We start from the raw sequence: 17,545 nt of genomic DNA, 5'->3' as shown, positions 1-17,545 counted from the left end.
TAATTTCTAGCCCCTCCTCCTTGGAGGAGGGGTTTGGGGGTGGAGGGATTCCAGAACGCTGGTTGGTCTCTGTGAGACAAAGCCCCACCCCAACCCCTCCCCTGAAGGGGAGGGGCTGAAGCTGGTCAATCCTTACACCAGCTCGGCCAGCGCCGCCGGGCTGAAGCCCTGCAGTTCCTCGCCCGCGCCCGCTTGGACCTTCTTCGCCCAGTCCGGATTGCTGATCAGCGCGCGGCCCACCGCGATCAGATCGAACTCGTCGCGCTCCATCCGCTCGACCAGCTTGTCGAGATCGCTGTGCTCGGAGGTCTCGCCGCCGAACGCCGCGATGAATTCGCCCGAGAGTCCGACCGAGCCGACGCTGATCGTAGCGGCACCGGTGAGCTTCTTCGCCCAGCCGGCGAAGTTGAGGCCGTTCTCGCCGTCGATCTCGGGGAACTCGGGCTCCCAGAAGCGGCGCTGCGAGCAGTGCAGCACGTCCGCCCCGGCATCGACCAGCGGCTGCAGCCAAGCGGCCATTTCGTCGGGCGTGGTGGCCAGACGGGTGCTATAGTCCTGCTGCTTCCACTGGCTGAGGCGCAGGATGACGGGGAAGTCCGGCCCCACCGCCGCGCGGACGGCCTTGACCACCTCGACCGCGAAGCGCGACCGCTCGGACAGGGTCGCGCCGCCATAGCCGTCCTCGCGGGTGTTGGTGCCCTCCCAGAAGAACTGGTCGATCAGATAGCCATGCGCGCCGTGGATCTCGACCGTGTCGAAGCCCAGCCGCTTGGCATCCGCCGCTGCCTTGGCGAAGGCGGCGATCGTCGCCTCGATGTCCTGCTCGGACATCGCCACGCCGCGCGGCTTGCCCGGCGCGACCACGCCCGAGGGGCTCTCGACGTCGACCGACGGCACCCAGTCGGTCTGGGCCTTGGTCGAGCCGGTGTGCCAGATCTGCGGTGCCATCTTGCCGCCCGCGGCATGGACTTCGTCGATCACCGTCTTCCAGCCGGCAAGCGCTGCGTCGCCGTGGAAGAAGGGAATGTTCGGGTGATTGCGGGAGGCCGGGCGGTCGATCACCGTGCCCTCGGAGAGGATCAGGCCGACGCCGCCCTCGGCACGGCGGCGATAATAGGCGGCGTTGGTCGCGCCGGGAATGCCCTCGGGCGCGAAGGTCCGCGTCATCGGCGCCATCACGATCCGGTTGGGCAGATCGAGCGACTTGATGCGGAACGGACGAAACAGGACGTCGGTCGACGCGGTCATGGGAACTCCGTTGCCGTTTGAAACTGAAGTCAAGCTAGCGACTGCCGCGTGCGGATCAAGATGGTCGCAGGGGTGCCCGGCAATTTATCGCCAGCTCGGGAACCACATCCAGTGGATGTAGCTCTGCGTGTCGTTGAGCGGCGCGGCGGAGAGGATCGGGTAGAAATAGCCGAAGCAGACCAGCGCCAGCGCGAGATACCATTCTTCCCACCCCTTGGCGCGCAGCCGGTCGAACTGGTGGAAGGTCACCGGCAGCACCAGGCACAGGAAGAGCGCCGACAGGTGGTAGTAATAATAGAAGCCCAGCGACTTGGGGATGATCGCGAAGATCGCCACTGAGAAGGTCCACAGCAGCGCGAGCGCCAGGGGGCGCCACGCCTTGGTGCGGAACCACAGGACATAGCTGGCGAGCACCGCGACCAGGCCGCCCCACATGATCACCGGGTTGCCGATCAGCAGCACGCCGCGCTGGGCGCCGTGATCCCATTCGTAGAAGAACCAGATCGGCCGCAGCATCAGCGGCCAGCTCCACCATTCGGACTGATAGGTATGATGGGGCAGCACCTGGGTCTGCTGCGCGTACATCTCGCGCTGGAGGTGAAGTAGCCCGCGCAGCCCGTCGGTCGCGCCCGTCATGTAGAAGAAGGTGGGCGCGAAGGTGGCGAAATAGACGGGGATGCTGATCGCGCCGAGCAGGACGAGCGCCGCCAGCGTCGACAACCCCGGCCAGTGCGGTTGGTCGACCGAGAGGAACGCGGCGGCGATCGGGCGGCGGGCGCGGCGGGCGTCGCGCAGCCGGACGGCGATCAGCGCGAGTCCGAACACGGCGATATACGGCGCGGCCGCCCATTTGACCGCGGTAGCGAGGCCCAGCAGCACCGCGCCGACGCACCAGCGCCACCGCACCTGCGTGCGCGACCCGTGCATCGCCCAGAGCAGGAACACCATGCCCCACAGCAGGAAGGCGCCGAGGAACACGTCGAGCATCGCGGTTCGGGCCTGGACGAACAGGCTCTGGTTGAGCATCGCCAGCACCGCGCCAGTCACCGCCACGCGCATCCGCCCGCGCATCAGGATCCAGAGGAAGGCAAAGATGCCGAGCACCGTCGCGGTGCCCGCGATCGAAGGCATCAGTCTCCAGCCGAACGGATTGTCGCCGAGCAGGTCCATGCCCGCGCCGATCAGCTCCTTCCCGAGCAGCGGATGCTCGGTGTTGCGCGGGCCGCTCAGCTCGATCAGCGTCTTGGCGGCGGGGACGTAATGGACCTCGTCGAACATGATCTGGCCCGGCTGGTCGATATGCAGCGAGAACAGCAGCTGCGCGGCGAGGCCGAGCAGCAGGGCGACGAGCCAGGGACGAGTGGCGAGAGCCGATAGGCGAAGGCGCATGGGGAAACGGTAGCGAAGGCCCGGGCGGCGTCCAACAAAATCCTCCCCGAAACGGAAGGCAGAGAGGGCACCTGGCACAAGGCAAAGGTTGACGCACCGCCCCCAAGCGCCGCAAAGCAGCGCCCATGAAGCGTCGTACCGGACAGGATCCCAGCGTCACCCGTAACTGGAAGCCCGCGACTCAGGCGGTGCGCGGCGGCACCGCGCGCTCCGAGTTCGGCGAGACCAGCGAGGCGCTGTTCCTCACCTCGGGCTATGCCTATGATTGCGCGGGCGACGCGGCTGCGCGCTTCGCCGGCGAACAGGCGGGCATGACCTATTCGCGCCTCCAGAACCCGACGGTGGAGATGCTGGAACAGCGTATCGCCCTGCTCGAAGGCGCCGAGGCGTGCCGCACCATGGCGACGGGCATGGCGGCGATGACCGCCGCTTTGCTCTGCCAGGTGAGCCAGGGCGACCATATCGTCCAGGGCCGCGCCGCCTTCGGCTCGTGCCGCTGGCTGACCGACAGCCTGCTGCCGCGCTTCGGCGTGACGACCACCACGATTGATGCGCGCGATCCGCAGCAGTTCGAGGACGCGATCCGCCCGAACACCAAGATCTTCTTCTTCGAAACGCCCGCCAACCCGACGATGGACGTGGTGGACCTGGAGGCGGTCTGCGCGATCGCCCGCAAGCACGGCATCGTCACCGTCGTGGACAATGCCTTCGCGACGCCGGCACTCCAGCGCCCGATCGACTTCGGCGCCGACGTGGTCGCCTATTCCGCCACCAAGATGATGGACGGCCAAGGCCGCGTGCTCGCCGGCGCGGTGTGCGGCTCGGAAGACTTCATCACCAACACGCTGCTGCCCTTCACCCGCAACACCGGCCCGACGCTCAGCGCGTTCAACGCCTGGGTGGTGCTGAAGGGGCTGGAGACGCTCGACCTGCGCATCCGCCGCCAGAGCGAGAATGCGGTGAAGGTCGGCAGCTTCCTCGAACAGCGCGTGCCCCGCGTGAACTTCCCGGCGCTGCCCAGCCATCCGCAGCACAATCTGTTCATGCGCCAGATGGCAGCGGCCGGCCCGATCTTCAGCTTCGAGGTGGATGGCGGCCGCAAGCAGGCCCACGCGCTGCTCGACGGGCTCGCGCTGATCGACATCTCCAACAATATCGGCGACTCGCGCTCGCTGATGACGCACCCGTCCTCGACTACCCATTCGGGCCTCGCCGAGGAAAAGCGGCTGGAGATGGGCATCGCCGAAGGCATGATCCGCATCAATGTCGGACTGGAAGACGCCGACGATCTGATCGCCGATCTCGACCAGGCGCTGCGAGGCGCCGGGCTGTGAAGGCGCTCTTCACCGACGAGGCGACGACGCGCGGCGTGGTCGTCCGCGTGTCGGTGTCGTACCTGCCCGAACAGTCGGAGCCGACCCGCGGCCGCTGGTTCTGGGCCTATCACATCCGCATCGAGAACGAAGGCCCGGTGGCCGTCCAGCTGCTCACGCGCCACTGGATCATCACCGATGGCCGGGGCCTGCGCCACACGGTGGAGGGCGAGGGCGTCGTCGGCGAGCAGCCGATGATCGCGCCGGGGGCGAGCTTCGATTACGTCTCGGGCTGCCCGCTCTCGACGCCGACCGGCTCGATGCAGGGCAGCTATCACATGATCGACGAGGACGGCGACGCGTTCGACGTCACCATCCCGCGCTTCGCGCTGATTGCACCAGCCGTGGCGGGCGAGCAGTGAGGGGCGCGGTACTAGGATCCTCCTCTGCAAGGGGAGGTGTCGCGCAGCGACGGAGGGGTGTCACCGCTGGGGTGGCGGTCTTCGGTTGCAACCGGGGACACCCCTCCGTCAGCCCTGCGGGCTGCCACCTCCCCTTGCAGGGGAGGATCTGACCCATGAAGCGTACGCACCTACCGCTGAACGGCATGCGCGTGCTCGATGCCGCCGCGCGCCATCTGTCCTTCACCCGCGCTGCGGACGAACTGGCGGTGACGCCCGCCGCCGTCGGCCAGCAGATTCGCGCGCTGGAGGACACGCTGGGCGTCGTGCTGTTCCGCCGCACCACCAAGGGGCTGGAACTCACCCCCGAGGCGGAAAGCGGACTCACCGCGCTGCGCAACGGCTTCCTCCAGTTCGAGGAAGCGGTGCGCGCGATGCAGGCGGGGCAGTCCTCCAAGTCGCTGACCATCGCGGCGCCGCGCGACCTCACCGCCAAGTGGCTGATGCCGCGCCTCTCCGACATCGCCCGCGCCGATCCGGACCTGCGCTTCGTGCTGGTCCCCGCCGACGACGCACTCGACTTCACCGAAGCCAATCTCGATCTCGCGATCCGCTGGGGCGAGGGCCCCGGCGAGCATGAGGGCGAGGCGCTGGAAAGCGACGGCATGATCACGGTCGAGCGCCCCGGCGGCGGCAGCATCGACGTGCGCATCTCCTGGCCCGGCTGCATGGCCGAGGACGCCGGATCGCTGGTCCGCGTCGCCGATGCGGGGCTTGCGATCGACGCGGCGGCGCAGGGGCTCGGCCGGGCGACCGTTCCCGAGCTGCTGGCACGCGCCGATATCGAGGGCGGCCGCGTCGCCGTGGTCGGCGAGCCCAAGGCCTCGCGGCTCGGCTATTGGCTGGTCGCGCCGCTGCCGCAGTGGCGCCAGAAGAAGGTGCAGACGCTGGTCGAGGTGCTCGGCGGCTGAAGTGCTGCGCTATTGTTCCTGAATGTTGATGGTCTGGCTGTCGCGCGCGGTAGATGAAATTGGCGCCGTCTTGTCGATAGCCTGCAGCACCTTGGCCGGCTCCGGAAGCCGATCGAAAGCCGGGTAGACGAAGGACTGGTCCAGAGTGTTGAGCGTGACCGCGTAGCCGGGCTTCTTCGCATCGGAAAATAGGTCGGGGTACACAGAGATCGTGCGGCCCGCGTCGGAAAGGGCAATGACATAGTCCTGGGTATCCCCCGGTACATGTCGATATACCCCCAATTCCTTGGTCGGCTCTCCGTCCCGGCAGAAGGTGGCTGGGCTTGCATCCTCCGCCTTCTCTTCCGTTTCCGGCCGCTTCGATGCCATCATTGCCAGCGTCGCACCCAGCAATCCGGCCGCCATGTCCGGTTTCTTCATCTTCGCCTTGGCATCATAGCGTAGCGGCGTGGCACAGGGCTGGATCGGGACGGCGGCGGGCGCATGCTGGGTCTTTGCCCACATGGCAGGCCAGCCGAGGCCGGCGATCAGCGCCGACATCGTGGCATCGAGCTGCGCCGGCGCCTGGTCGATGGAACTGATCCGCACGACGACGAGCCAATCGCCCAGCGGCAGCACCGCAGCGCCGGTGGCCGAATAGGGTGGGGTGGAAGGCTTGTAGATTCGACGAAGCGCAGCGGTGGCGGTGCCGCCGGGCACGGCGAATCCGCTCGGCGTGTCCGCCGCAACTGCGTTGCCATAGGCGCTTCGCAGCAGGATCTGGGTTTCGACGCGGTCGAACCACACCGGCACGCTCATCAGCGACGGGCGGAAAAGGTAGAGAGTCGCCTGCGTCTTTTTGGAATCGCCGAACTGCACTGCGATATCGAGTTCGCCTTGGCCCTCGCTGGTGATTTCGGTGCGGGGCAGGCCTCCGGGCGCTTGCGGGACGATCAGGCCGGTCTGTGCGTGCTTCCATTTTTTGGAGGCCGGCACGTCGAGCGTCGACGTCTGCGCGTGCACGCTGGCCGGCAGAGCGCCCGTGGCCAAAAGCAGGGCGAACCCTGCCGCGATCGATCCCTTGCCCATCTGCCTCTCCTCCCCCAATTGTCCCGTGGATGGTAACCGCAGTTGCTGTGCGCTGCCATGCTCTATCCAGCCGGGCGCTTCGCTACGTCTTCACCCGCCCGATCGGGACCGGCAGCAGCCGGCCCTGATCGTCGCCGATCACCATCACTTCCACCCCGAACGCGTCGCGGAGCGGCTGGTGGGCGAGCGCGGCATCGGCCGGGCCGAACGCCACGGTACGGCCGTCGCGGAGCAGCAGCACGTCATCGGCGGCGCGGGCGGCCTGGACCAGGTCGTGGAGCACGATCATCACGCCCATGCCGGTCGCGGCCAGCCCGCGCAGCCGATCGAGCAGGTCGAGTTGGTGGACGGGATCGAGGCTCGCCAGCGGTTCGTCGGCGAGCAGCCATTTCGGCTGGCCGGCGAGTACCCGCGCCAGCAGGACGCGCGCGCGCTCGCCGCCCGAGAGCTGGGTGACCGGGCGATCGGCGAGCGGGCGGATTGCGGTGGCCTCGATCGCCGCGTCGATGGCGGCATGGTCCTCGGCGGACAGCCCGGCAAACGGTGATCGATGCGGCAGGCGGCCGAGCGCGACGAGGTCGGCGACGCGCAGGTCCCAGTGGACCGTCGCCTCCTGCGGCAGATAGCCGATCCGGCGGGCGCGCTCGCGCGGCTCCAGCCGAGCGAGCAGCTTGCCGCCCAGCTTCACCTGCCCGGCATCGGGATCGAGCAGCCCGGCGAGCGTCCGGACCAGCGTCGACTTGCCCGATCCGTTGGGGCCAAGGATCGCGGTGACCTTGCCCGGCCGCAGCACCGCGTCGATCCCGTGCAGCACCCGCCGCTTGCCGAGGCTGACCGCGAGATCGGTGACGCTCAGTTCCATGTCGACCGCCGGAGCTTGAGGAGCAGCACGAAGAAGAAGGGGGTGCCGAGCAGCGCCATCGCGACGCCCAGCCGCACTTCGCTGGGTCCGGGCGACAGCCGCACCAGGCTGTCCGCCGCCAGCAAAAGCGCCGCACCGCCGAGCGCGCTGGGCAACAGCAGCGCCGAGGGCCGCGCGCCGGTGAGCGGGCGGAGCAGATGCGGCACGATCAGCCCGACGAACCCGACGATCCCGGTCACCGCCACGCTCGCCCCCACCGCCAGGCCGGTGCCGAGCACGACGAGCAGCTGGGTGCGCTCCAGCCGCAGGCCCATCGAGCGCGCCGCCGCCTCGCCCAGCGTCAGCGCATCGAGCGAGCGGCCGGTGAACAGCAGCAGCGCGGAGCCGATCGCGATGAACGGCAGGGCCAGCTGCACTTCCGCATAGCTGCGGTCGGTCAGTGCGCCCATGATCCAGTCGAGGATCTCGGCGGTGGCATAGGGGTTGGGCGCGATCGAGATCAGGAAGCTGGTGAGCGCCGCACCCAGGCTGGCGAGCACCGTGCCGGCGAGGATGAAGGCGACCGCGCTCTCCGCCCGCCAGGCGAGCCCCGCGAGCAGCAGCATCGATCCGCACGCCGCCGCCATCGCGCAGCCGAACAGCACCAGCGGGGCACTGCTCCCGAGCAACACGATCGCGCTCACGGCGCCGAGTGCCGCGCTGGAGGAGACGCCGACCACCGCCGGATCGGCCAATGGGTTGCGCAGGAAGCCCTGCAGCACTGCACCGGACAGGCCCAGCGCCGCGCCGATGGCAATCCCAAGGATCGCGCGGGGCAGGCGGAGCTCGGCGATGATCCACCAGCGCGGATCGTGGCTGAACCAGGCGGCGGGCGGCACCCAGAACTTGCCCGCCATCAGCGAGCCGGCGAACAGCAGCGCGACCAGCAGCAAGAGGCCGCCATTGAGCGCGACCCGGTTCATGCGGCGAGGGTCCGCCGGCAGCATGGGCGCGGTGCAGCAGGGTGGGCGATCGCGATCGACATGGATTCGCCCATAGCATTCCGATCGCGAACGCCTACCGAAACCTTGCCTTGCTCGCTGGAACAGCGGTGCGGGGTGCGACCCCAAACCTTCGTATAGCCATCCCAAATCAAAGCGATGTCCTGCCGTGCGGAGGTTCGATTTCGCCACGCCCCCGGCTGCGCGACAGTCCTCCCGGCAAGACGGGATGGAACCATGTACCACCAGGCGTTGATCGATGTTGCTGCTCCGGCCCAGACGGGCGGAACCCCCGAACTCACCGCGCTGCTGGCGGGTGCGATGCGGTCGCTCGACGAGGACCCGCCGCTCGCCCGGCGCTATCTCGAGCGGCTGTCGAGCCTGCTCGTCACGCCCGGTGCCGACGCGCCGGAGGACCTGCTGCAGGATGGGCCGATGCGCGCCGACGGCGTCGCCAAGGGCGGTCTCGCCGGCTGGCAGCTGCGCCGTGTCGCCGCGCATGTCGATTCCTATCTGCAGGGGCCGATCCTCACCTCCACGCTGGCGGAGGTGGCGCAGTTGAGCACCGGCCATTTCTGCCGCGCCTTCAAGATCAGCACCGGCGAGACGCCGCACGCCTATATCATCCGCCAGCGCATCCGCCGCGCCCAGCTGCTGATGCGCGACACGCGCGACACGTTGTCGCAGATCGCCTTTTCCTGCGGGCTGAGCGACCAGGCGCACCTGACCCGGCTGTTCCGCCGGCTGGTCGGCACGACCCCGCTCGTCTGGCGGCGCGCGTGGCAGCAGGGCGGCTGATCGCGGCCGATTTTTTCGAGACGAGGGCGGCCCTCGCCGGGCTGCCGGATGTTCGGCGGGCAGGATGGCGCGCCGTTCGGCAAGGACTTGCGGGGGCAGGGAGCGCGGCGTCGGGATGGAAAGCGGGCAATCGCTGGCGATCGGCGCCTGGCGGGGCGTGTCGTTTGCGGCGGCACGGATCGACGTCCTGGCGGCCGAAGACGATTTGCTCGTCGTCGGCATGCTCCAGAAGGATATGGCCGGCGCGCATCGCGGCGGCGCCGATGCGGTCGATCATGCGCTGCACGGCACGCTGTTCCGGCTGCGCGAAGGTGGGATCTTCACGGGCGGATTCGGCGAGACGCTGATGCTCACCCGCCCGGCACCGCCCATTCGCGCGGCGACCCTCATGCTGATCGGCACCGGAAACGCGCCGGGTACCAACCCCGAGGCTGTCGGCAACCTCACCGGCTTGGCGATGCGCGCGGCGCTGCGGATCGGCGCGGCATCGGTAGGCTGCCTGCTCGGCTGGTCCGAGCGCGATCTTCCCGACGCGCTGGCCGCGCCGAGTGCCGCTGCGATGATGCGCGGCGCGCTCGCCGCGATCGATGCGCATGGCGGCGAGGCCTTCCCGATGCGATGGACCTTCGACATCCACGACGCCGCCGCGGAACCCACTATCGCCACCTTGCGCGACACCCTGGTGACCTGGCGCTGAGCCATGGGTGCGCAATGCCGCCAAAGCTGCTATGCTTGGCATTCTTCCGGAATGTGGGTGCGCGTACGATGTTGACCAGGGTTTCCAGCGGGCGTGCGCCGGCACGCGTCAGCGCGCCGATCCGCATCCTGCTGGTCGACGATCACATGCTGCTGCGTGAAGGCGTGCGCGCGGTCGTCTCCACCCAGACCGACATGGAAATCGCCGGCGAGGCCAGCAGCGGCGCCGAGGCGATCGGCGCCTATGCGCGGCTCCGCCCCGACCTGGTGCTGATGGACCTGCAGATGGCGGACATGTCCGGCCTGGAGGCGATCACGGCCATCCGCGCCGCCTCGCCGGATGCCCGAATCATCGTCCTCACCACCTATTCGGGCGACGGGCGCGCGATCAAGGCGCTGCGGGCGGGGGCGATGGGCTATCTGCTGAAGGCCAGCCTGCGCAACCAGCTGCTCGAGGCGATCCGCTCGGTGTATCATGGCGGCAAGCATCTCGATGCCAGCGTGGCGACCGCGATCGCGCTGCACGTGCTCGACGAAGACCTCACCGAGCGCGAAGTTTCGGTGCTGACGCTCGCCGCCTGGGGCAATTCGAACAAGCAGATCGCCGCCCGTCTCGAACTCTCCGAGGAAACGGTGAAGGGCCATATGAAGGCGCTGTTCGCCAAGCTCGGCGCCAATGATCGCACCCATGCGGTGACGATCGCCGCCAAGCGCGGGCTGATCGAGCTGTAGAATGCCCGGCGCGGGCGACCATGTCGCTGTTGCGCCACATCTTTTCCTGCATCGCTGCTCGAAGACGACGCAGCGCGACGAATCCGACATTTGGGCGCGCGCGGCGCAGGATTCGCATCAATCATATCCAATATTCGCGGGCGGGGCGGGCCTAGGCCTTGGGTGCAGGCGGCCTCCGCCGCGCCGCGCCGGCTTGGGTCCGGCGCTGACCGGCAGGCTGCTAACTGTTCGAGAGAATAGAACGTAACGCACCAACTTATCCGAGTTTTCGGAAAATGCGCGGCGGCTATTCTGTCCCCATCAACGCCGGACCCCGGCAGCAACAGGAGCCGACCCATGACCCTCACCGCCACCGCCACGCCGGGCAAGTCGCTGATTTCGCCGACCAATCACACGCTCGTGCTGATCGACTTCCAGTCGCAGATGGCGTTCGCCACCAAGTCGATCGACGCGACGATCCTGCGCAACAATGCGGCGCTGATCAGCCGCGGCGCCAAGTCGTTCGGCGTGCCGACGATCCTCACCACCGTCGCCGAGAAGAGCTTCTCCGGCCCGATGTTCAGTGAAGTGACCGGTGCGTTCCCGGGCCAGAAGCTGCTCGACCGCACCTCGATGAATACCTGGGAAGACGCCGCGGTGATCGAAGAGGTCAACCGCATCGCCAAGCCGCGCATCGTGTTCGCGGGTCTCTGGACCAGCGTCTGCATTGTCGGACCCGTAGCCTCGGCGATCGACCAAGGGTTCGAAGCCTATTTCATCGCCGATGCCTGCGGCGACATCTCGGCCGAAGCGCATGAGCGGGCCGTGCAGCGGATGATCCAGCTCGGCGCCGTGCCGATGACCTCGCTCCAATATCTGCTCGAGCTGCAGCGCGACTGGGCGCGCGCCGAAACCTACGACTCGACCACCGGCATCGCGAAGCAGTGGGGCGGGGCGTACGGCCTGGGCGTCACCTACGCCAAGACGATGTTCGGCGCCTCCGAAGGCCATTGAGTTTGCCCCCGGTCCGGCGGCGCGCCCCCTCTCCAGCGCTGCCGGGCCCACCCCGTTTCCTGCCCCCAACGACAAGGAATGCTTCCCATGACTTCCACCGTGACCACCAAGGACGGCGTCTCGATCTTCTTCAAGGATTGGGGACCCAAGGATGCCCAGCCGATCATGTTCCACCATGGCTGGCCGCTTTCGTCGGACGATTGGGATGCCCAGATGCTGTTCTTCCTGGCGAACGGCTTCCGTGTCGTCGCGCATGATCGCCGCGGCCATGGCCGCTCCGAGCAGGTCAGCGACGGCCACGACATGGATCACTATGCCGCCGACGCCGCTGCCGTCGCCGAGCACCTCAACCTGCGCAATGCCGTGCATATCGGCCACTCGACCGGCGGCGGCGAAGTCGCCCGCTATGTCGCCAAATATGGCATCCCGCAGGGCCGCGTCGCCAAGGCGGTGCTGGTCGCGGCCGTGCCGCCGATCATGGCCAAGACCGAAGCCTATCCGAACGGCCTGCCGATCAGCGTGTTCGATGGTTTCCGCAAGGGCACCGCGGACAACCGCGCACAGTTCTTCCGCGATGTCGCCGCCGGCCCCTTCTACGGCTTCAACCGCGAGGGCGCGAAGGTCTATCCGGGCGTGATCGACAATTGGTGGCGCCAAGGCATGATGGGCAGCGCCAAGGCCCATTATGACGGCATCAAGGCCTTCTCCGAAACCGACCAGACCGCCGACCTGAAGGCGATGACGGTGCCGACGCTGGTGCTCGCCGGCGACGACGACCAGGTGGTGCCGTACCATCAGGGCGCCGAGCTGCAGGCCAAGCTGCTGCCGAACCCGACGCTGAAGATCTACCCGGGCTACCCCCATGGCCTGCTCACCACCCATGCCGACGTGCTGAACGCCGACATCCTCGCCTTCGTGCGCGGCTGATCGAAACGCGCCGAGGAGGATTTGCAGATGAAGCCCTATCTGATCTCGCTCGCCGTCGGTCTGCTGGTCGGCGTCATCTACAGCCTCCTCGGCGTGAAGTCGCCGGCCCCGCCCACGATCGCGCTGATCGGCCTGCTCGGCATGCTGCTCGGCGAGCAGGCGGTGCCGATCGCCAAGCGGCTCTTCGCCGGTCACGACGTCGTCGCCTACATCCGCACCGATTGCGCCGAGCAGATCCTCGGCGTGCCGGTGAAGAAGCCCGACGACCAGGCATGAGCCTAACCCGCCGACAGACCCTCGCAGCCGCCGGCGCCACCGCCGCCGGCGCGCTGCTGCCCACACCGCTCTTCGCAAGGAATGCCCGCATGCCCGCTACCGACCTGATCCTCGTCAACGCCCAGGTGACGACGCTCGACCGGGAGAATCCGGTGGCCGAGGCGATCGCGATCCGCGACGGCAAGTTCCTTGCGGTGGGCAGCGAGGCGGAAGTACGCGCCGCTGCCGCGCCGGGCGCGCAGGTGATCGACGCGCACCGCCGCCGGGTGATCCCGGGGCTGATCGACAGCCACATGCACATCATCCGCGGCGGCCTGAACTATAACATGGAGCTGCGCTGGGACGGCGTGCCCAGCCTCGCCGACGCGATGGCGATGCTCAAGCGCCAGGTCGACAACACGCCCGCACCGCAATGGGTGCGCGTGGTCGGCGGCTTCACCGAGCATCAGTTCGCCGAGAAGCGACTGCCGACGATCGACGAGCTCAATGCCGTCGCGCCCGACACGCCCGTCTTCATCCTCCACCTCTATGATCGCGCGCTGCTCAATGCGGCGGCACTGCGGGTGGTGGGCTATACCAAGGACACGCCGAACCCGCCGGGCGGCGAGATCGTCCGCGATGCCGCTGGCAACCCCACCGGCCTGCTGCTCGCCCAGCCCAACGCGACGATCCTTTATTCGACGCTCGCCAAGGGCCCCAAGCTGCCCGAGGACTATCAGACCAATTCCACCCGCCACTTCATGCGCGAAGTGAACGGGCTGGGCGTCACCGGCGTGATCGACGCGGGCGGCGGCTTCCAGAATTATCCCGACGATTACCGGATCATCGAGAAGCTACACGCCGACGGACAGCTGACCGTGCGGATCAGCTACAACCTCTTCACCCAGAAGCCCAAGGAAGAGCTGGCCGACTTCGCCGGCTGGGTGAAGCAGGTGACGCCGGGGCAGGGCGACGACAGCTATCGCCACAACGGCGCGGGCGAGATGCTGGTCTACTCCGCCGCCGATTTCGAGGATTTCCGCGTCGCCCGCCCGGACATGCCGCCCACCATGGAAGGCGATCTGGAGCCGGTGATCCGCCTGCTCGCCGAGCATCGCTGGCCGTGGCGCCTCCACGCCACCTATGACCAGACGATCGGCCGCGCGCTCGACGTGTACGAGAAGGTCAACCGCGACATTCCGCTGACCGGCATCAACTGGTTCTTCGACCATGCCGAGACGATCAGCGATCGCAACATCGATCGCATCGCGGCGCTGGGCGGCGGCATCGCCGTGCAACACCGCATGGCCTATCAGGGCGAATATTTCGTCGAGCGCTACGGCGCCAAGGCGGCCGAACGCACGCCGCCGATCGCCAAGATGCTCGCCGCTGGCCTGCCGGTGGGCGCGGGTACCGATGCGACGCGGGTGGCGAGCTACAATCCCTGGGTGTCGCTCAGCTGGCTGGTGACCGGCCGCACCGTGGGCGGGCTCAAGCTCTATCCGGGGGCCAACCGCGTCAGCCGCGAAAAGGCGCTGGCGATGTGGACGCACGAGAACACCTGGTTCTCGAACGAAGTGGGCAAGAAGGGGCAGATCAAGGCGGGCCAGCTGGCCGACCTAGCAGTGCTGTCGGCCGATTACTTCTCGGTGCCCGAGGACCAGATCGTCCATATCCGCTCGGTGTTGACGCTGCTCGGCGGGCAGGTGGTGCATGGCGACGGTGACTATGTGCCGCTCGCCCCGGCGCTGCCCCGGCCGATGCCCGACTGGTCGCCGGTCGCGACCTTCGGCGGGTACCACCAGTCGCCGGAGGCGCGCGCCCAGCTCGCCTCCGCCTGCGCCTGCCACAGCAGCTGTTCGGTCCACGGCCATGACCATGCTGCTGCCCTCGGCGCCCAGGTGCCCGCCGCCGACGTCCAGAGCTTCTGGGGGGCGCTCGGCTGCGGCTGCTGGGCGGTGTGATGCTCGGTTCTGCCCCTTCCACCTGCGTTCCCCTCCCGCTTGCGGGAGGGGCTAGGGGAGGGGCTGAGCCATATCCGCGCTTCTTCCACGTCATTCCCTCCCCCGACCCCTCCCGCAAGCGGGAGGGGAGCGATAGCCTCAGGAGTCAGCCCATGCGCCTCTTCCTCCTCGCCTCCGCCCTGCTTGTCGCCACCCCGGCGCTCGCCCAGCAGACCGCCGATTATTCGGTGGGTCCGCAATACGACACCACCCATGTCTACGTCCCCGAGGACCAGTTCGACAGCTTCGTCACCAGCTTCCAGGCGACCTTCGGCGGCACGACCAGCAAGCAGGGCGTGTTCCAGGTGACGCCCACCACCAGCCTCACCAAGTCGCAGCTGGTGCTGACGCCCGCCGGCACCGTCTCGGTATTCGGGTTCAAGACGCCGATCCCGTTCCCCTTCGGCGACGAGCGCACCGGCTATCTGGTGACCGACATCGACGCAGCGGTGAAGGCCGCCGTGCAGCACGGCGCGGTCCGCCGGCTGGTGACCTTCCCCGATCCGATCGGTCGCGATTCGCTGATCCAGTGGCCGGGCGGGGTGAACATGCAGCTCTACTGGCACACAACCAAGCCGAGCTACGCACCGCTGGAAACCGTGCCCGAGAACCGCATCTACCTGACCGAGGACGTCGCCGATCGCTTCGTGAAGAGCTGGCTCGGCTATGCGCGTGCCAAGGTGACCGCCGATGACCGCGCGGCGCCGGGCGCCGAAGTGGGCGAGCCCGGCAGGACGATCCGCCGGATCTCGATCACCAGCGGCTATGGCAAGATGGTGGTGTTCGTCACCGACGGCCTGCTGCCCTGGCCTTATGGCCGTGACATGACCGGTTATGCCGTGCCCGACCTCGACGCGACCTTGGCCAAGGCCAAGGCCGCCGGCGTCGAGACACTGGTGCAGCCTTATGCTGCAGCCGGTGGCCGTGCGGCGATCGTTCGCTTCCCCGGCGACTATATCGCCGAGATCCACAGCCCCGCGGGCAAGTGACCATGGCGACGCCGGACCCCCGCTTCGTCGACGCGATTCTCGACTGGCGGCCGACCTGGTTCCTCGCCCGGCTGCTGCTGGTCGGCGCCTATCTGCTGGGCGGGGTGGTGAAGCTCACCGATTGGCAGGGCGCCGTAGCCGAACAGGCGCATTTCGGGATGAGCCCGCCCGCGCTGTGGGCGGCGCTGACGATCGCGATCGAGCTGATCGGGCCGGTGCTGATCCTCACCGGCCGCTGGATCTGGCTGGGTGCGGGGATGCTGGGCGTGTTCACCCTGCTCGCCGCCTTCACCGCCAATGCCTTCTGGACGATGCCGCCGGGCCCGGAGCGGTTCGGCGCGACCAACGCGTTCTTCGAGCATCTCGGCCTGATCGGCGGCTCCGTCCTCGCGGCACTGGTCGCGGAGCAGGCCAAGCGGCGTGGCTAGCCTCGCCGCGGTGGTGGTGCTGGTGGCGGGGACGCTTGTCCCGGATCACCCTCACCCTTCCGCGGCTTCGCCGCTCCCTCCCTCTCCCAGAGGGAGAGGGATTCCAGCCCCCTCTCCCTCTGGGAGAGGGGAGGGGCCCGCCGCCGCAGGCGGTGGGAAGGGTGAGGGTGACCCGCGCGCATCGATTCCCGCCCCCGAACCCTGGCAGGCGCCGACGCTCAGCATCACCCGCTATGACGAGGACTGGTCCGACCTCGCCGATGCCGAGAAGCGCGCGCACCACTGGACCGGGCCGTTCAAGTACATCCCGCTTGGCGGCGATGCATGGCTCTCCACCGGCATTGAAGTCCGGCTGCGCAGCGAATCCTTCCAGGGCAACGGCCTAGGCAACGCGGCCTCGCCGGACGACGCATATCTCTGGACCCGCGTGCTGCCCTATGCCGATCTTCATGTCGGCCGCGTCCGCGCCTTTGCCCAGCCGATCCTCGCCTACGCCGCCGGGGTACGCCCGGCCAACGGTCCGATCGACCAGACCCGCACCGATCTATTGCAGGGCTTTGCCGAGCTCGATCTCGGCCCCGTCACCCTGCGCGGCGGGCGGCAGATGCTGTCGCTCGGCACCGAGCGGCTGATCGGCACGCGCTACGGCCCCAACGTGCCGCTCGCCTTCGACGGCGTGCGCGGGATCGTGACGGTGGGGCGGGCCAAGATCAGCCTGCTCGCCGTCGCGCCGGTGGCACCCCGGCTCGGCACCTTCGACGACCGTACCTCGCCGACCAAGAAGCTCTGGGGCGCCTATGTGGTGCTGCCTGGGATCGACCTCTATTATCTAGGCTATCGCAACCGCACCGCGCAATTTGGCGACCGCACCGGCCGCGAGCTGCGCCATAGCGTCGGCGCACGCGTCTATGGCGTGCGCGACAACTGGCACTGGAATGTCGAGGGTGTCGCCCAGTTCGGGCGCTTCGCCGACGGGCCGATCGCTGCCTGGACGCTCGGCACCGAGCTTGGTCGCAACTTGCCGAACCTGCCCTTCGCACCCGATGCAGTGCTGCGCTTCAACGTGATCAGCGGCGACGGCCATGCAGGCGATCGCCGCCTGGGCACGTTCAACGCGCTGTTCCCCAAGGGCAAGTATTTCGGCGAGCTGTCACCCGTCGGCCCGTACAATCTGATCAACCTCAACCCGCGCATTGCCGGCACGCTAGGCGGCGGCGTCTCCGCCAGCATCGCCGGCAGCGCCTATTGGCGCTACAGCCCGGCCGACGGCGTCTATGACATTCCCGGCAACCTGCTTCGTGCGCCCGGCAACAGCCGCGCCCGGTTCATCGGCAAGCAGGTCGAAGGCGCGATCGCCTGGCAGGCTACCGCCGAGCTCGAGCTTTCCGCTTCGCTTTCCTTCTTCCAAGCCGGTCGCTTTCTGCGCGAAACCGGTGCGCCCCGCCCGATCCGGATGATCGGCCTGGAAAGCAACTTCCGATTTTGAGGACCC

Annotated in this window: 18 protein-coding genes; 13 read left to right on the top strand and 5 right to left on the bottom strand. The window is 68.2% G+C overall.

The window, feature by feature from the left end; all coding sequences use genetic code 11:
- Positions 1 to 132: 132 nt before the first annotated feature.
- Both ABIC65_RS11565 and ABIC65_RS11560 read right to left on the bottom strand, forming a co-directional pair.
- On the bottom strand, positions 133 to 1,248 hold the full coding sequence (locus tag ABIC65_RS11565) for an NADH:flavin oxidoreductase (protein ID WP_354308812.1): 1,116 nt from the start codon (positions 1,246 to 1,248) through the stop codon (positions 133 to 135).
- An 84-nt stretch (positions 1,249 to 1,332) separates the two neighbouring features.
- Positions 1,333 to 2,637: a phospholipid carrier-dependent glycosyltransferase gene (locus ABIC65_RS11560; RefSeq protein ID WP_354308810.1), complete on the bottom strand. Its 1,305-nt coding sequence runs from the start codon at positions 2,635 to 2,637 to the stop codon at positions 1,333 to 1,335.
- Positions 2,638 to 2,762: 125 nt separating this feature from the next.
- On the opposite strand from ABIC65_RS11560, the gene ABIC65_RS11555 reads away from it, so the two are divergent.
- The 3 genes from ABIC65_RS11555 to ABIC65_RS11545 all read left to right on the top strand — a co-directional run bounded on the left by ABIC65_RS11555 (position 2,763) and on the right by ABIC65_RS11545 (position 5,322).
- A complete protein-coding gene (locus ABIC65_RS11555; RefSeq protein ID WP_354308808.1) occupies positions 2,763 to 3,971 on the top strand; it encodes a trans-sulfuration enzyme family protein in 1,209 nt (402 codons plus the stop codon).
- The gene (gene apaG / locus ABIC65_RS11550) at positions 3,968 to 4,372 is read left to right on the top strand and encodes a Co2+/Mg2+ efflux protein ApaG (protein ID WP_354308807.1); all 405 of its coding nucleotides are present in this window, start codon (positions 3,968 to 3,970) and stop codon (positions 4,370 to 4,372) included. Before ABIC65_RS11555 ends, apaG begins: the two co-directional genes overlap by 4 nt.
- 155 nt (positions 4,373 to 4,527) lie before the next feature.
- Positions 4,528 to 5,322 carry a LysR family transcriptional regulator gene (locus tag ABIC65_RS11545; protein ID WP_354308805.1) on the top strand — a complete coding sequence of 265 codons (795 nt, stop codon included), beginning with the start codon at positions 4,528 to 4,530 and terminating at the stop codon, positions 5,320 to 5,322.
- 9 nt (positions 5,323 to 5,331) lie between these two features.
- On the opposite strand, the gene ABIC65_RS11540 is transcribed toward ABIC65_RS11545, so the two are convergent.
- The 3 genes from ABIC65_RS11540 to ABIC65_RS11530 all read right to left on the bottom strand — a co-directional run bounded on the left by ABIC65_RS11540 (position 5,332) and on the right by ABIC65_RS11530 (position 8,214).
- Positions 5,332 to 6,390: a hypothetical protein gene (locus ABIC65_RS11540; protein WP_354308803.1), complete on the bottom strand. Its 1,059-nt coding sequence runs from the start codon at positions 6,388 to 6,390 to the stop codon at positions 5,332 to 5,334.
- Positions 6,391 to 6,472: 82 nt separating this feature from the next.
- Positions 6,473 to 7,252 carry an ABC transporter ATP-binding protein gene (locus ABIC65_RS11535; RefSeq protein ID WP_354308802.1) on the bottom strand — a complete coding sequence of 260 codons (780 nt, stop codon included), beginning with the start codon at positions 7,250 to 7,252 and terminating at the stop codon, positions 6,473 to 6,475.
- Complete coding sequence (locus ABIC65_RS11530) at positions 7,243 to 8,214, bottom strand: FecCD family ABC transporter permease (protein WP_354308801.1); 972 nt, start codon at positions 8,212 to 8,214, stop codon at positions 7,243 to 7,245. The genes ABIC65_RS11535 and ABIC65_RS11530 overlap by 10 nt, the downstream gene beginning before the upstream one ends.
- 255 nt (positions 8,215 to 8,469) lie before the next feature.
- Between ABIC65_RS11530 and ABIC65_RS11525 the strand changes: the two genes are divergently transcribed.
- The 10 genes from ABIC65_RS11525 to ABIC65_RS11480 all read left to right on the top strand — a co-directional run bounded on the left by ABIC65_RS11525 (position 8,470) and on the right by ABIC65_RS11480 (position 17,539).
- Positions 8,470 to 9,030 (top strand): AraC family transcriptional regulator, encoded by a 561-nt coding sequence (locus ABIC65_RS11525; RefSeq protein ID WP_354308799.1) that lies wholly within the window; start codon positions 8,470 to 8,472, stop codon positions 9,028 to 9,030.
- 115 nt (positions 9,031 to 9,145) lie between these two features.
- Complete coding sequence (locus tag ABIC65_RS11520; RefSeq protein ID WP_354308798.1) at positions 9,146 to 9,727, top strand: M17 family peptidase N-terminal domain-containing protein; 582 nt, start codon at positions 9,146 to 9,148, stop codon at positions 9,725 to 9,727.
- Positions 9,728 to 9,795: 68 nt separating this feature from the next.
- A complete protein-coding gene (locus ABIC65_RS11515; protein ID WP_354308797.1) occupies positions 9,796 to 10,458 on the top strand; it encodes a response regulator transcription factor in 663 nt (220 codons plus the stop codon).
- Between the two features lie 336 nt (positions 10,459 to 10,794).
- Positions 10,795 to 11,451, top strand: a complete 657-nt coding sequence (locus ABIC65_RS11510; RefSeq protein WP_354308795.1) for a hydrolase — start codon at positions 10,795 to 10,797, stop codon at positions 11,449 to 11,451.
- An 87-nt stretch (positions 11,452 to 11,538) separates the two neighbouring features.
- The gene (locus tag ABIC65_RS11505) at positions 11,539 to 12,378 is read left to right on the top strand and encodes an alpha/beta fold hydrolase (protein WP_354308793.1); all 840 of its coding nucleotides are present in this window, start codon (positions 11,539 to 11,541) and stop codon (positions 12,376 to 12,378) included.
- A 27-nt stretch (positions 12,379 to 12,405) separates the two neighbouring features.
- Entirely contained in the window at positions 12,406 to 12,654 is a 249-nt protein-coding gene (locus ABIC65_RS11500; RefSeq protein ID WP_084583914.1) for a DUF1427 family protein, read from the top strand.
- A gap of 89 nt (positions 12,655 to 12,743) precedes the next feature.
- Positions 12,744 to 14,597: an amidohydrolase gene (locus ABIC65_RS11495; protein ID WP_354309382.1), complete on the top strand. Its 1,854-nt coding sequence runs from the start codon at positions 12,744 to 12,746 to the stop codon at positions 14,595 to 14,597.
- A gap of 152 nt (positions 14,598 to 14,749) precedes the next feature.
- A complete protein-coding gene (locus tag ABIC65_RS11490; protein WP_354308791.1) occupies positions 14,750 to 15,625 on the top strand; it encodes a VOC family protein in 876 nt (291 codons plus the stop codon).
- Between the two features lie 2 nt (positions 15,626 to 15,627).
- Entirely contained in the window at positions 15,628 to 16,053 is a 426-nt protein-coding gene (locus ABIC65_RS11485; RefSeq protein WP_354308790.1) for a DoxX family protein, read from the top strand.
- Positions 16,054 to 16,237: 184 nt separating this feature from the next.
- Positions 16,238 to 17,539 (top strand): alginate export family protein, encoded by a 1,302-nt coding sequence (locus ABIC65_RS11480; protein WP_354309380.1) that lies wholly within the window; start codon positions 16,238 to 16,240, stop codon positions 17,537 to 17,539.
- Positions 17,540 to 17,545: the final 6 nt, after the last annotated feature.

The sequence above is a fragment of the Sphingomonas trueperi genome, assembly GCF_040545665.1.
GTDB lineage: Bacteria > Pseudomonadota > Alphaproteobacteria > Sphingomonadales > Sphingomonadaceae > Sphingomonas > Sphingomonas trueperi_B.
This window is presented reverse-complemented; position numbering and strand designations above follow the sequence as displayed.